Source organism: Streptomyces sp. NPDC005648 (assembly GCF_040605395.1).
In the GTDB taxonomy this organism is placed as follows: domain Bacteria; phylum Actinomycetota; class Actinomycetes; order Streptomycetales; family Streptomycetaceae; genus Streptomyces.
Genome location: NZ_JBEXCS010000037.1, coordinates 1 through 15,150 on the forward strand (window position 1 = coordinate 1; position 15,150 = coordinate 15,150).

At 69.7% G+C, this 15,150-nt stretch carries 6 protein-coding genes; 5 read left to right on the plus strand and 1 reads right to left on the minus strand.

Going from position 1 to position 15,150, the window contains the following annotated elements:
• Nucleotides 1–56: 56 nt before the first annotated feature.
• Nucleotides 57–1,316, minus strand: a complete 1,260-nt coding sequence (locus tag ABZT17_RS21790; RefSeq protein ID WP_356351128.1) for an extracellular solute-binding protein — start codon at nt 1,314–1,316, stop codon at nt 57–59.
• A 200-nt stretch (nt 1,317–1,516) separates the two neighbouring features.
• Between ABZT17_RS21790 and ABZT17_RS21795 the strand changes: the two genes are divergently transcribed.
• The 5 genes from ABZT17_RS21795 (at nt 1,517) to ABZT17_RS21815 (ending at nt 15,115) form a co-directional block, all read left to right on the plus strand.
• Nucleotides 1,517–2,416, plus strand: coding sequence for an SIS domain-containing protein (locus ABZT17_RS21795; RefSeq protein ID WP_356351129.1), 900 nt, complete (start codon nt 1,517–1,519; stop codon nt 2,414–2,416).
• Nucleotides 2,417–2,770: 354 nt separating this feature from the next.
• Complete coding sequence (locus tag ABZT17_RS21800) at nt 2,771–5,800, plus strand: TIM-barrel domain-containing protein (protein ID WP_356351130.1); 3,030 nt, start codon at nt 2,771–2,773, stop codon at nt 5,798–5,800.
• A 53-nt stretch (nt 5,801–5,853) separates the two neighbouring features.
• The gene (locus ABZT17_RS21805) at nt 5,854–7,719 is read left to right on the plus strand and encodes a glycoside hydrolase domain-containing protein (RefSeq protein WP_356351131.1); all 1,866 of its coding nucleotides are present in this window, start codon (nt 5,854–5,856) and stop codon (nt 7,717–7,719) included.
• Between the two features lie 2 nt (nt 7,720–7,721).
• Complete coding sequence (locus ABZT17_RS21810; protein WP_356351132.1) at nt 7,722–11,363, plus strand: beta-galactosidase; 3,642 nt, start codon at nt 7,722–7,724, stop codon at nt 11,361–11,363.
• Complete coding sequence (locus tag ABZT17_RS21815; protein WP_356351134.1) at nt 11,360–15,115, plus strand: beta-galactosidase; 3,756 nt, start codon at nt 11,360–11,362, stop codon at nt 15,113–15,115. The genes ABZT17_RS21810 and ABZT17_RS21815 overlap by 4 nt, the downstream gene beginning before the upstream one ends.
• Nucleotides 15,116–15,150: the final 35 nt, after the last annotated feature.

Genomic DNA, 15,150 nt, shown 5'->3' on the forward strand with positions numbered 1-15,150 from the left:
GACCGGGTGTCCGGTCCCGGCGGCGCGTACGGTGACATCGTGTACGGCCACCGACGTCACTCGCCCTTCTGCGCGGTCTTCTGGATCTCGCCCAGGACCTTCGCCGGGTCCCCGTCGGCCACCGCCGTGCCGATGCGCTGTTTCACGGCGCCGTCGACCGCGGCCCAGGCGGGGTCGTCGGCGGGAGCGAACTCCGCGTCGGCGAGGGCGTCGACGAACGGTTTGTAGTAGGCGGCGTCGGCGCTGTCCGAACTGAGCGCGTCACCGGCCGACTTGGTGACCGACAGGAACCCCTCGGTGGAGACGAACTTGGCGGCGTTCTCCTTCTGGTAGACGAAGTCGAGGAACTTCTTCACCGTCGCCTTGTTCGACCCGCCGCTCTTCTTGAACGCGACCAGGTAGTCCTGCACGCCGAGCGTCTTGTGGGTGCTGCCGTCCTTGCTCGGCAGGGCCGCGACGCCGTAGTCGAGTTTCGGATCGACCGGGTCGATGAAGCCCTTCCGCATGAAGACCGCGCCGTTGAGCATGCCGATCTTGCCCTGGGCGAACTCGTTGAAGACGTCCTTGCGGTTGGTGGCCTCCGGGTTGGGCTGGGTGACCTTCTCCTTCGTCAGTTTGCGCAGATAGGTGAGGGTGTCGACGTTGGCCTGCCGGTCGATCGCCCACCTGCCCGAGGCGTCGGTCCAGCCGCCGCCGTTGTTCATCGCCCAGATCTGGAACTCGGCCTGCGCCTCCTCGGCCCCCAGGGGCAGCCCGAGGCCGATGTAACCGGCCTTCTTGATCTTCCTGGCGTCGGTCTCGACCTCGGCCCAGGTGGACGGCGGCCGGGCGATGCCGGCCTTGGCGAAGATGTCCTTGTTGTAGAAGAACAGGCGGGCGCTGGACAGCAGGGGCAGGCCGTACTGGACGCCGTCGTACTGCGCTTTCCGCCGGAACAGCGGGAGGAAGTCGCTCAGTACCGCGGGGCTGACGACGTCCTGCGCCTTGTGGAGCAGGCCGTCGCGGGCGAAGTCGGAGAACTTGTTGTAGTTGAGGATGTCCGGTTCCTGCTTGGTCTGGACGTACGTCTTGACCTTGGAGTCCATCTGCTCCCAGTCGACGACTTCGAGGTTCACCCGGTAACCGGGGTTCGCCGCCTCGAAGTCCTTGATCAGTGCCGTCCAGTAGGCCTGGGTGTCGTCGTCGTACTTCGCCGCGACGAACCGGATCGTCCTGCCGCCGGATCCGCCGCTGTCCGAGGAGCTGCCCTTGCCGCATCCGGTGATGGCCAGTGCCAGGGCGAGTCCCCCGGCGAGACCTGCGAGGTGCCGTTTCACGGACTGCCTCTCCGCACGCATCGCGTGCTTCGACTGACGCGTGCCCGCCTGATTGCAAGCTCGCGTTCATGCTTGTTTATGCTCGATTCGCGGTGCTATCAATCATCGAACGACATGATGCTCAATCAATTGCGCACGGTGTCAAGGGCCGCCACATCACGCATCGGTCACGCCGTGCGCCCCAGAGGGGAGATCTCCCTATGAGTCAGACCGAGATCGAGATCGCCACCCAGCCCGACTGCTGGCGGCAGGCCATGGCAATGGCCCAGCACCCCGAGGACAACCTCTCCGCGTCGCTGCCCCGGCCCGGCGAGCGGGTGGCTGTCATCGGCTGCGGGACGTCCTGGTTCATCGCCCAGGCCTACGCGGTCCTGCGGGAGTCGGGCGGCCACGGCGAGACCGACGCGTTTCCCGCCTCCGAGATGCCGGCGGGGCGTACCTACGACCGCGTGCTCGCGCTGACCCGGTCCGGCACCACGACCGAGGTGCTGGAGCTGCTGCGCCGGCTCCGCGGACGCATCCGCACGACGGCGGTGACCGCGGTACCGCGATCGCCGGTGACGGAAGTCGCCGACGCCGTGGTCCTGCTGGACTTCGCCGACGAGGCCTCGGTCGTCCAGACCCGGTTCGCCAGCACCGAACTGGTGCTGCTGCGGGCGCGGTTGGGCGAGGACCTCGGGCATCTGCCGCGGCAGGGGCGATCGGCGCTGACCGAACCACTGCCCCCAGCGGCCCTGGAGGCCGAGCAGTTCACGTTCCTGGGGCGGGGCTGGGCGTACGGCATCGCCCAGGAGGCGGCGCTGAAGATGCGCGAGGCGGCCTGTGCCTGGACGGAGGCGTATCCGGTGATGGAGTACCGGCACGGGCCGATCAGCGTCACCGGACCGGGCCGTGTGGCGTGGTGGTTCGGGGACCCGGCGGCCCTGCCGTCCGGTCTCGCCGACGACATCGCGCGCACCGGCGGGCAGTTGGTGGCACTGGGCCGGGACCCGCTGGCCGACCTCGTCGTGGTGCACCGCCTGGCCGCCGCCCTCGCCTCGGCCCGTGGGCTGGACCCGGACAATCCACGCCATCTGACCCGCTCCGTGATCCTGGCCTGACCCGGCGGACGGGGGCGGATCTCGGCGGGGTCGCAGAATTTACCCCTCCGTTACAAGCGGTTTCGGGGCTCGCCGAGGCCTCTCGGCGAGCCCTGAAACGGGCGGCCACCAGGCACGACAGCTGGTCGACGACAATCCCCGGGGCACTCGGGGGCCCACGCACCCGACCTGTTGACAGGTGGCGATTACAGCAAGAGCATGTGCGAAATCGCTTGAAATCTTGCATGAGCACGCAGCACCAAGCAGATCGCACGCCCTGCCCGGCACCGCATCGTCCTGGCCGTGCACTCCGCACGCCAGCCGCACCTCGCACCGCCGCTTCGAGCCCCCGTCCTGTCCGACAGGAGGACACGAGTGCACGCCCGACTGAGCAGCCCCGGCGGCCTGTTGATCGCTGCCGCTCTGACCGCCGCCCTGTTAGTGGCGCCGGTCACCGCATCCAGCGCTGCGGCAGCGGCCTCCGCCCGCCCTGCCGCAGCCTCCATCGGCGCGCCGAAGGTCACCCGCACCGCGCATGCCGTCACCGTCTCCGTGCCGGCCTCGGCCGACGCCCCCGGCTACACCCTCGACGTGGCCACCGACCAACTCGCCCTGACCACACGCCGCGCCGGGAAGACCGTGCTCGCCACCGCCTCCAGTGACACCGGCGCCCTGCGTTTCACCGCGGCCGACGGCACCTGGCAGCACGCGACCGCCGTCACCGACTGGACCTGGAAGAACGGCGTCCTGACCGTCACTGCCGAGAGCACGCTCGACGGCGCCACGGTGGAGGCCCGGATCACGCCCCGCGCCGACCGCTACGAGCTCGACTGGGACGTCCACGGCGGCGCACCGAAGCAACTCGGTCTCGTCTACGACCTGTCCTCGGCCGGCCACTGGTACGGCCACGGAGAGGCGCAGACGCCGCAGGGCGGACCGGGGGTCGACCAGCCCTGGCCCCTGGACAGCGGCCAGGTGGAGCACAGCGGCTTCGGCCCCGCCTCGTACAACATGATCGATCCGTTCTGGTACACCTCGGCCTCGACCGGGCTGCGCGTCGACACCGGCGACACCATGGACGTCTCCCTCAACGGCGGCAAGGACGGCCTGGGCCGTTTCACCGTCGACACGGCCTCCACCTACAAGGCCACCGTCTTCGTCGAGTCGACCCCGCTCGCCGTGTACCGCGACTACATCGGCATCGTCGGCAGACCGGCCAAGAGCGACGCCACGTACGAGCAGTACGCCAAGCCGCTGTGGAACTCCTGGGCGCAGTTCTACACCAAGGTCGACCAGCGGAAACTGCTCGCCTACGCCACCGAGCTCCACGACAACGGCCTGGGCGGGCACACCATCCAGCTCGACGACAAGTGGGAGTCGAACTACGGCAATCTCACCTGGGACCCCACAACCTTCCCCGATCCCAGGGGTCTGTCCGACAAGATCCACGACATGGGGTTCGACTTCGGCCTCTGGGTCACCCTGTGGATCAACCTCGACTCCGCCAACTACCAGTACGCGGCCGACCACGGCTATCTGCTCATGGACGCCAAGGACACCAGCAAGCCGTGCGAGGTGACCTGGTGGAACGGCCAGGCCGGGATCATCGACCTGGCCAACCCCGACGCCAAGGCCTGGTACGAGGGCAACCTCAAGACCCTGATGGACAAGTACCGCATCGACGGGCTGAAGTTCGACACCCGCTTCTTCGACGAGAAGTGCGCGCCACGAGCAGGCCACCAGGCCACGGACTACCAGAAGCTCGGCACCGAACTGGCCGACACCTACGACCTCCAGGGCGCCGGCATCCGGGTCCACTGGAACTCCACCGCCCACCGGGCGGGCTTCGTCACCCGCCAGGTCGACAAGGGCACCGGCTGGGACTCCCTGAAGGCATCGGTCAGCCAGAACCTGGCGATCTCCACGATCGGCTACCCGTTCGTCGAGTCCGACATGATCGGAGGCTCCGGCGGGCAGGCCGCTCCCAACAAGGACGTCCTGATCCGGTGGGCGCAGTCGGCGTCGCTCATGCCCCTGATGTACGCCTCCACCTCACCGGTGGAGACCAACGATGTCACCACCGGCCAGAAGGTGACCTACGACCAGCAGACCATCGACCTGTACCGAGCGGCCATCAAGGCGCACGAGCGACTGGCTCCCTACATCTGGGACCAGGTGCAGGCCACCCTGCGGACCGGCGACCCGATCATGCGTCCGCTGTTCTTCGACTTCCCGAAGGACCAACCGAGTTACACGGTCGCGGACGAATGGATGCTGGGCCCCGCCGTGCTGGCCGCGCCCAAGCTCGGCTCCGGCGCCACCCGCACGGTGTACCTGCCGTCCGGCGCCTGGTTCGACGTCAACCACGGCACCGTCATCCACGGCCCCGCGACCCTCAAGGGGTACGCGGCCCCGCTCGGAGTGACGCCCACGTTCGTCAAGCTCGGCGCCAAGGGCGCCACGAAGGCGATCCGGGCCCTGAAGCGCGACGACGTCCCGGCCGCGTCCGTCCTGATCGGCCCGGACGCGGCCAGCACCGGGTCGGGCAAGCCCTTCGAGGTCACCACCACCGCCACCAACTGGGGCACCACGGCCCTCAGGGCCGTCCACACCTCCCTGACCGTGCCCGACGGCTGGACCGCGCGGCCCACCGGCGCCGCGACCGCGCCCTCCCTGGCACCCGGCGCCGCGTACTCCACCACCTGGACGGTCACCCCGGCCGCCGACGCGGCATGGGGCGGCCACGACCTCACCGCCACGGTGACATACAGGACCGCCGCCGGCAGGACCACCGCCGTCGACGACACCGTACGGGCCACGGTGGAAGCGGCCCCCGGCGCCGTCCACGATCCGTACCGCACGACACAGACCACCGACGCCCAGTACGCACAGGCCGGCGACCAGTTCGCCATCTGGGCGGGCGGCCAGGACCTGTCCGGCTGGAAGGACGAGAAGGGCGCCGTCTACCTGGCCGGCGCGGCCGGCGAACACTCCACCGTCCAGACGCAGTTGGTCTCGCAGAGCGGCGCCAGCCCGGCGGCCAAGTCCGGGCTGGCGATCGCCAACGACCTGACCGACCCGGCGAAGGGCGGCTACGCCGTGCTGGCCATGACCAGGAGCTACGGGCTGGAGTTCATGACCGACAGCAACGGTGACGGCGTCCTGGACACCTGGGCCGGTGGCGGCTCGACGTACTATCCGGCCCATCTGCGGCTGGTCCGCGACGGCACCACGTACACCGCGTACACCAGCAAGGACGGCGAGACCTGGACGACGGTGGGCAGCGCGCAGGTGCCGTCGGCCGCGGGGAGTGAGGACGCGGGACTGGTCGCCAGCGCCGTCAACGCCAACTACCCCGGCTCCACCAGCGAGGCCGTCTTCAAGACCTTCTCCGTCACTTCCTGAAATCTGCCCGGCCTTCGACCCAGTCCAGTACGAGCCTGAGAGGGGCCCGGACCATGTCACGCGTTCCGACGGCCGTCGCCGCCTTCGTCGCCGGGATTGTCATAGCCGCGACAACCACGGCGATCGCCGGCACCGGCAGATCCACCTCGGACGTCAACGAGAGAGCGACGACCACCTGGCTGACCGTCAAGGTCGCCGACGCCATGGGCACCAGGGACACGATCACCTGGGTACCCACCGGCTCCTTCGCCTCCTCCGCCGAAGTCCGTGTCCCGCGCTACCCGACCAGGGCCATCCAGGGCAAGGACACCAGAGACCTGTCCCTGTCCGCCGTCCGCAACGAGCAGGTCTCCGCGCAACTGGCCATCGCCTCCGGACACGACCTGCACGACGTGCGGGCGAGTGTCGGCGACCTCACCGGACCCGGCGGGGCGCGGATCTCCGGCGCCGGGACACAGGTCCGGTTCGTGAAGTACGTGCCCGTGCAGCGTTCCAAGACCGAGATGGACTGGTCGGCCACCATCGACCAGGTCAGCTCCCCGACCGAGGTCTCCGGCGACCGGAACCCGGACGTCGTCGGCGACGCACTGCAGGAGGGCTCCTCGGTCGACGTGCCCGCCTACGCGGCGCAGCCGTTGTGGTTCACCTTCCACATCCCCAAGACCACTGCCCCGGGCACCTACACCGGCACGGTCAGGGTGACCGCCGCCGACGGCACCAAAGTCACCTACCCGCTCTCCATCGAAGTGGCGAACGCCGCCGTGCCGGACGCGAAGGACTACGACTTCTTCCTCGACGTGTGGGCCCAACCCGAGACGATGGCACTGAACAGCGGTGTCGAGCCCTGGTCGGACCGGCACTGGAAGCTGATCGAGGCGTACGACAGGGACCTGGCAGGCCACGGCCAGAAGGTCGTCAACACCACCATCGTCGACAACCCGTGGCACCACCAGTGGTCGCTGGGGACCCGCCGGTCGCAGACGGCCACGCCCTACTCCAGCATGGTCGCCTGGAAGTGGGACGGCACCCGGTTCTCCTTCGACTTCTCCCGCTGGGACAGGTACGTCCGTACGGCACTGAAGGCAGGCGTCGGGCCCGACATCGGGGCGTTCTCCATGCTGGCCTTCCAGGACGGCGAACACCTCACCTACACCGACACCCGGACCGGCAAGAGCGTCTACCAGAACGTCGACCTCGGCGGAGACCGCTGGCGCGAGGCGTGGGGGACCTTCCTGCCCGCCTTCGTCACACACCTACGGGCCAAGGGCTGGCTGGACCGCACCTATCTGTCCTTCGACGAGCGGCCGGTCGCCTCCATGACGGTCGTCCGGGACTTCGTCCACGAGGTCGCACCGGAATTCGACCGGCGCATCTCCGTCGCCGGCTCGGCCGGCACCGCTGACCTCGCCTCGGACCTGTCCGTCAGCTGGGACACCATCGACCAGATGACGGCCGAACAGGCCAAGGAACGCCGGGCCGAGGGCAAGGTCACCACCTTCTACGTCTACGGCACCCCGGCCCACCCCAACACCCTGTCCTACTCCCCCGCCGTAGAGGCCCGGATGCTGCCGTGGATCGCCGCACAGCGCCACCTGGACGGCTTCCTGCGCTGGTCGTACAACAGCTGGACGTCCGACCCCTTCAGCCAGCCGGTCTACATCTTCACGCAGGGCGACGAGTACCTGGTCTATCCCGGCAAGAACGGCCCGATGTCCAGTGTCCGCTGGGAGCAACTCAAGGAAGGCATCGAGGACTTCGAGCTCATCGACCAGCTGCGCAAGAAGTCCGGCGGCACCCGCGACAGCGACGCCCTGACCCAGGCCCTCACCACGGCGACGCGCGACCTCGACGGCCGTACGAAGGACGTCACCGATGTCGAGACCGCGCGGGCCGCGGTGGTGAAGGCACTGACCTCATGATCATGAGAAGAACGTGGCTCGCCCTGCTCACCTCCGCGCTGCTGGCCGCCTGCTGCCTGGCCGCGCCCGCCGTACAGGCCGCCACCCCTCGGACGACGCCGGCTGCCGCATCACAGGCACACACCGTCACCTACGACCAGTACTCCGTGCGGATCGACGGCAAGCCGGTGTACCTGTGGGGCGCCGAGCTGCACTACTTCCGGCTGCCGAGCCCCGACGCCTGGCGCGACGTGCTGCAGAAGATCAAGGCCGCCGGATTCAACTCCGTGTCCCTGTACTTCGACTGGGGATACCACTCCACCGCCCCCGGCTCCTACAACTTCACCGGCGTCCGCGACGTCGAGCGGCTCCTCGACGAGGCCGAACGCGCCGGCCTGTACGTCATCGCCCGCCCCGGCCCCTACATCAACGCCGAGGTCTCCGGCGGCGGCTTACCGGCCTGGCGCAAGACGCACGCGGGCGTGAACCGCACCGCCGACGAGGGGTACATGAAGGACGCCCGGGAGTGGATGAGCCGCATCAACCCGATCATCGCCCGGCACCAACTCACCCGCGGCACGGGCTCGGTGATCCTGTACCAGGTCGAGAACGAGTACCAGGGCGGCGGCCTGTCCGCCGACTACATGCAGACCCTCATCGACTGGGCGCGTGAGGACGGCATCGACGTCCCGACCTTCGTCAACGACGGCGGCCCCAACAGGAACTGGGTCAGCGGCAAGGGCGCTCCGGACATCTACGGCTTCGACGCCTACCCCCAGGGCTTCGACTGCTCGGCCCCCGACGCCTGGAAGGACCTGCCCGACTATTCCTACGTCAACGACTTCAAGCCCGAATCCCCGCTGATCATCCCCGAGGCACAGGGCGGCGCCTTCGACCCGTGGGGCGGCTCCGGCTACGCAGCCTGCCGCCAGCTCACCGGTACCGACTTCACCCGCGTGTTCAGCAAGATGAACATCGCCGCGGGCGTCACCGGCCAGTCCTTCTACATGACCTACGGCGGCACCAACTGGGGCTGGCTCGCCGACCCCAACGCCGTCTACACGTCGTACGACTACGGGGCGCCGATCACCGAGTCCCGGCAACTCACCGACAAGTACCAGGAGTTCAAGCGGCTCGGCTACTTCGTCAACGCGGTGCGGCCGCTCGCCCGCACCGACCGGGCCGAGGCGCCCGCGCCGAGCGACGACGCCCTGCGCATCGACCGGCGGGTGAGCCCCGACGACGGCACCCAGTTCTTCACCGTCCGGCACGCCGACACCCGGGTGAAGGGCACCGACAGCACCACCTTCTCCCTGTCCGGCCGGGACGGCGACTACCCGCGCGTTCCGCAGCAGGGCACTGTCACGGTCGCCGGTCGGGACGCGAAGATCCTGGTCGCCGGCTATGACCTCGAACGGCAGCGGCTCGTCTACTCCACCTCCGAGATCATGACCCACGCCCGCATCGGCGCCGACGACGTGGCGCTGCTGTACGGGAGGAGGGGCGAGGCGGGAGAGACCGTGCTGCGGTACAGGTCCCGGCCCAAGGTCACCGTCCTGGACGGCAAGGCGGACGTCACCTGGGACGCCGAACGCGGTGACCTGCGGCTGAACTACACCCACCAGGGCCTCATCCGGGTCCGCGTGGGCGACCTCGTCCTCCTCATCGCCGACGATCAGGAGACCGCGCACTGGTGGCGGCAGGACACCGGCGCCGGACCGGTACTCGTACGCGGCCCGTCCCTCCTTCGTACCGCTCAAGTCGACCACGGGACATTGAAGTTGACCGGCGACTCGACCAAGGCCGGGAAGATCGAGGTCATCGCCGACGCCCCACGCGTGACATGGAACGGACGCCGCACCGCGGTCACCTCCGCACCCCGCCCGGTGGAACTCCCCGCCCTCACGGACTGGCGCTCGCACGGCGAAAACCCGGAGTCCGCACCCGACTTCGACGACTCCGCATGGACCGCGGCCGACCATCTCACCGCCAACAACCCCGACCTCGCGGGGAACTTCCCCGTCCTCGCCATGGACGAGTACGGCTTCCACCAGGGCGATGTCTGGTACCGGGGCCGCTTCCGCACCACGGGCCGCACGAGTTCGGTGACCCTGAACGCGAACACCGGCCCGCACGGCCTCTACGCCGCCTGGCTCAACGGCCGCTACCTCGGCCATTCCGGCGACGGCAGGCACACCTTCGACATCCCCGACGGAGCCCTCGCGGACGGCGGCGACAACGTCATCTCCGTCCTCGTCGAGAACGCCGGGCACAACGAGGAATGGGGTCACGACTACTCCAAGGAACCGCGCGGACTGCTCTCCGCCGACCTCATCGGCGCCGACTCCACCCTCACCTGGAAGATCCAGGGCACCCGAGGTGGCGAACACCCCCTCGACACGGCACGCGGCGGATACAACAACGGCGGCCTGTACGGCGAGCGTTCGGGCTGGTCGCTGCCCGGATACCCGGACGGATCCTGGACCCGTACGACACTGGCCGCGCAGTCCGCGAGGTCCGGCCCGGGCGTGCGCTGGTACCGCACCACGGCCCGGCTCGACCTGCCCCGCGGCCAGGACACGCCCCTCGCCCTCGAACTCACCGACGGGAACGGCGGAAAGGACTACCGGGCCCAGATCTTCGTGAACGGGTGGCTCATCGGCCGCTATCTCGCCGACACCGGTCCGCAGTCCCGTTTCGTCATCCCGAGCGGTCTGCTCGACGAGCACGGCACCAACACCATCGCCCTCGCGGTCTGGTCCACACGCGACGGCTCCGGCCCTGGCTCCGCACTCCTCGTCGACCTCGGCGCGAGCGCGGGCGGCATCCCCATCGGAACCGTACGGGCACCGTCGTACGACGCGAAGACGTACACGGATCCGCCGAGAGGTGCCCAAGTGACCGTGACCGCCGCGCCCTTCCTGAGCGCGGGTGAGGCGGGCCGGGCGACCGTCTCCTTCCACGTCCCACGGAAGGCGGCGAGCGATGTGGACCTGTCGCTGAAGGCCCCCGACGGCTGGATGACCAAGGCGGACGGCCCGACACACTTCGCCCGGGTCGCCCCCGGTGCCACGGTCACCGCCGAGTACACCGTCACGCCGCCCGCCGACACGGTGCCGTACGCCCTCCTGTCGGCGACTGCCTCCTATCGGCAGGGCGGACGCGCCGCGACGACCACCGGGGAACGGGCCGTGCAGGTGCCGCCGGCGGCACCCGGCGGGGACGTGTACGTGAGCGATCTGCCGCTCGTGCGGGCCGTCAACGGCTGGGGCCCGGTCGAGAAGGACACCTCCAACGGTGAGAACGCGGCCGGTGACGGCCACACCCTGACCATCGACGGCACCACTTACCCCAAGGGCCTGGGCGTGCACGCCGACAGCCAGGTGCGCGTCTATCTCGGCGGCGTCTGCACACGGTTCACGGCCACCGTCGGTGTGGACGACGAGGTCGGGGACAGCGGCAGCGTCTCCTTCAAGGTCACCGCGGACGGGCGCGACCTCTTCACGAGCCCGACCCTCCTCGGCTCCGACCCCGGCGCGCCGGTCGACGTGGACGTCACCGGCGCCCGCTGGCTGGACCTGTCGGTGGACAGCGGCGGGGACGTCTCCACGGACCACGCCGACTGGGCCGCCGCCCACCTCACTTGCACGGGAGGCACCGAATGAGCATCGCCAAGCGATGGCGTTCCGCTCTTGCCTGCCTCGCGTCCGCCCTGCTGCTGACCGGGCTCGTGTCCACGGCCCCGGCCAACGGCGCCACCGAACCTTCCGACCGGACGAAGGCCGCCGCACCCTCCGCCCCCGCCTCACCCCACGCCATCACCTACGACCGCTACTCCGTCACCGTCGACGGCAGACGCGTCCTGCTCTGGTCCGGCGAGTTCCACTACTGGCGGCTGCCCAGCCCCGGCCTGTGGCGCGACGTGCTGCAGAAGATGAAGGCCGACGGGATGAACGCCGTCTCCATCTACTTCGACTGGGCCTACCACTCCCCCGCCCCGGGACAGTACGACTTCTCCGGTGTCCGTGACGTCGACAGGCTGCTCGACATGGCCCAGGAAGCGGGGCTGTACGTCATCGCGCGCCCCGGCCCGTACATCAACGCCGAGACGGACGGCGGCGGTTTCCCCGGCTGGCTGATGACGCAGAAGGGCCGCGCCCGCTCCACGGCCCCCGACTACCTGGCCGCGGCGCACGAGTGGCTGCGGCACATCGACAAGATCCTCGCCCGCCACCAGGTCAGCAACGGCACCGGACCGGTCCTGCTCTACCAGGTCGAGAACGAGCTGTACGACCCCGACGGCCGGCCGTACATCGTCGACCTGAGCAAGCAGGTGCGCTCCGACGGCATCACCGTCCCGCTCGTCGGCAACGAGCCGAACGCGCAGTACGCGGGCGGCGACGGGCTCGACTTCGTCGGCGAACTCGACCAGTACAACTCCTTCTGCAAGGGCCAGTGGTGGCTGCCCACGCTCGGACGGCAGGACGAGACCAAGCCCCTCGCCGTCCTCGAGGCGGGCACCGGCTGGTTCCAGACCTGGGGCAACACCGGCTACGACGAGTGCCGCGAGAAGATGGGTCCCGCCTACGAGAAGATCGTCGACAAGCACGAGATCATGCAGGGCACCACCGTCCAGAACCTGTACATGACCTACGGCGGCACCAACTGGGGCTGGCTGGCCGATCCGCGGCAGGTCTACACGTCGTACGACTACGGCGCCCCGATCACGGAGGCCCGGCAGACCGGCGCCGACTACGACGAGCTGAAGCGGCAGGGCCTCTTCTACACCACCACCGCCCCGCTCACGGCCACCGAACCGGCGGACGCGCCCACACCGTCCGACGACGCCGTCCACATCGAGGCGCGCGCCAACCCCACCGCCAAGACGCAGTTCCTGTACGTCCGCCACACCGACCCCATGGCCGGCTCCGACGCGACCACCACCTTCGACTGGAAGACCCCGGACGGCACCTATCCGGTGAGCGTGCGGCTGAACGGGCAGACCGGCAAGATCCTCGTCGCCGGCTACGACCTCGGCGGACAACGCCTCGTCTACTCCACCAGCGAACTGATGACCAGCACGAAGGCCGGAAGCAGGGACGTGGCGGTCCTGTACGGCGCCGAGGGCGACCCCGGGCAGACGATGCTGCGATACACCTCGAAGCCGGAAGTCACCGTGCTCGACGGGACCGCCAAGAGCACCTGGGACGCCCAACACGGCGACCTCCGACTGGACTACGACCACAAGGGCCTGACCCGGATTCTCGTCCACGGCGGTGGCAGCCCCGACCTGCTGCTGCTCATCGGCACCGACGCCGAGGCGGCCGGTTTATGGCGGCCGGACGGCACGACCCTGGTCCGCGGCGCCGAGCTGGTCCGCACGTCGGCCGTCCACGGCTCCGCCCTCGCCCTCACCGGCGACGCGGCGAAGCCCGGCCCGCTGGAGGTGTTCGCGGCCCCGGGCATCCACACGGTCACCTGGAACGGCACCCCGGTGACCACCGAACGCACCTCCTCCGGCAGCCTGCTCGGCAGGATCCCCGGCCCCCGAACGGTCACCCTGCCCGAACTGACCGACTGGCGGACATCCGCCGAAAACCCCGAATCCGCCCCGGACTTCGACGACTCCACCTGGACCTACGCCGACAAACTCACCACGGACAACCCGACCGAGCCGGGCACCCTGCCCGTCCTCTACCAGGACGAGTACGGCTACCACTACGGCTACGTCTGGTACCGCGGCCACTTCAAGGCCACCGGAACCGAGAAGTCCCTCTCCCTCACCGCTCTCGCCACCAACCCGGACACCGCCTCGAAGGCGGTCGGCGGCTACTCGGTGTGGATCAACGGCCAGTTCGCCGGAACCAGCCAGACCGGCCGCCACACCATCTCCCTCCCCGCAGCCCTGCTGAAGAAGGGAGCGGACAACGTGATCTCCGTGCTCGTCGGCACCATGGGCCACAACGAGGACTTCACCTGGAACAGCGACGACCACAAGCAGCCCCGCGGTCTGACCGAGGCGTACCTCTCCGGCTCCGACGCACAGATCACCTGGCGCATCCAGGGCGCCAGGGGCGGCGAGCGGCCCGCCGACACGGTACGCGGGCAGATGAACAACGGCGGCCTGTACGGGGAGCGTTCGGGCTGGACCCTGCCCGGCTACCCGGACCGCTCCTGGGCCCACACCGCTCTGCCGGCCGCAGACACCACCCCCGGGCTCGCCTGGTACCGCACCACCTTCGACCCCCGCCTGCCAAAGGACCAGGACGTGTCCATCGGCGTCACGATCACGGACGACCCGCAGCGCGACTACCGTGCGCTGATCTACGTCAACGGCTGGCTGATGGGCCAGTACATCAACGACACCGGCCCCCAGCACAACTTCCCGATCCCCAACGGCATCCTGCGCACCGACGGCAGGAACACCATCGCCATCGCGTCGTGGAGCGAGGACGCGAAGAGCGGCGGCCTCGGCAAGGTGAGCCTGACGACCCTGGGCAACGTCACCTCCTCCCTGCGGGTCGCCGACGTGGCCTCCCCGGCGTACGACCCCGGCCGGTACGCCGATCCGACGGTCCCGGCCCGGGTGGGTGTCGACGCCCCGGACACCGTCGAGCCCGGCGGCCACTACCAGGTCACGGCCACGGTCTCGGTACCGCGCGACGGCCGCACCCTGCGCGGCACGTCTCTGTCGCTCGGCCTGCCCGAGGGCTGGAGCGCGAGCCCGCACTCCCCGGTCGGGCTGGGCACCGTGAAGCCCGGCCGGTCGGCCGAGGCGACCTGGACGGTCACCGTGCCCGACGACCAGAAGACCGGCACGATCGCCGTCCTGCGCGCCACCGCGCGCTTCACCCGCAGCTCGTCAACAGGCCCGGCACCGGGCTCGGCACCGGGCTCGGTCACCGGCTCCGTCACCGGCGAGAAGACACTCGCGGCCCAGCCCCCACCGCTCACCACGGGCGAGCACTACGTCAGCGATCTGCCCTTCCAGTCGTCCAGCAACGGCTGGGGACCGGTCGAACGCGACCAGTCCAACGGCGAGAACGCCCAGGGCGACGGACTCCCGCTGCGGCTGCACGACATCACCTACGCCAAGGGCCTCGGCGTGCACGCGGCCGCCTCGGTGCGGGTATGGCTCGGCGGCACCTGCACGAGGTTCACGGCGGCACTGGGCCTGGACCAGGAGACGTACGGACGGCCGGACGGTCCCGCCACGGTCGCCTACAGCGTCCTCGCCGACGGAGTGACCGTCTACGAGAGCGGAACCGTCGACCGCGACACGGCGACCAAGGCGATCGACGTGGACGTCACAGGGGCCCGGCGGCTCGAACTCGTCGTCTCGGACGCCGGGGACGGCAACGCCCTCGACCACGCGGACTGGGCCGACGCCAAGCTCAGTTGCGGAGGCGCGGCCTGATGCCCCGACACGGACAGGCGGTCGGACCACAGCGC

Coding starts and splice junctions, on each gene's coding strand:
- ABZT17_RS21810 (WP_356351132.1), top strand. CDS start 7,722: ATGAGAAGAACGTGGCTCGCCCTGCTCACCTCCGCGCTGCTGGCCGCC.
- ABZT17_RS21805 (WP_356351131.1), top strand. CDS start 5,854: ATGTCACGCGTTCCGACGGCCGTCGCCGCCTTCGTCGCCGGGATTGTC.
- ABZT17_RS21795 (WP_356351129.1), top strand. CDS start 1,517: ATGAGTCAGACCGAGATCGAGATCGCCACCCAGCCCGACTGCTGGCGG.
- ABZT17_RS21815 (WP_356351134.1), top strand. CDS start 11,360: ATGAGCATCGCCAAGCGATGGCGTTCCGCTCTTGCCTGCCTCGCGTCC.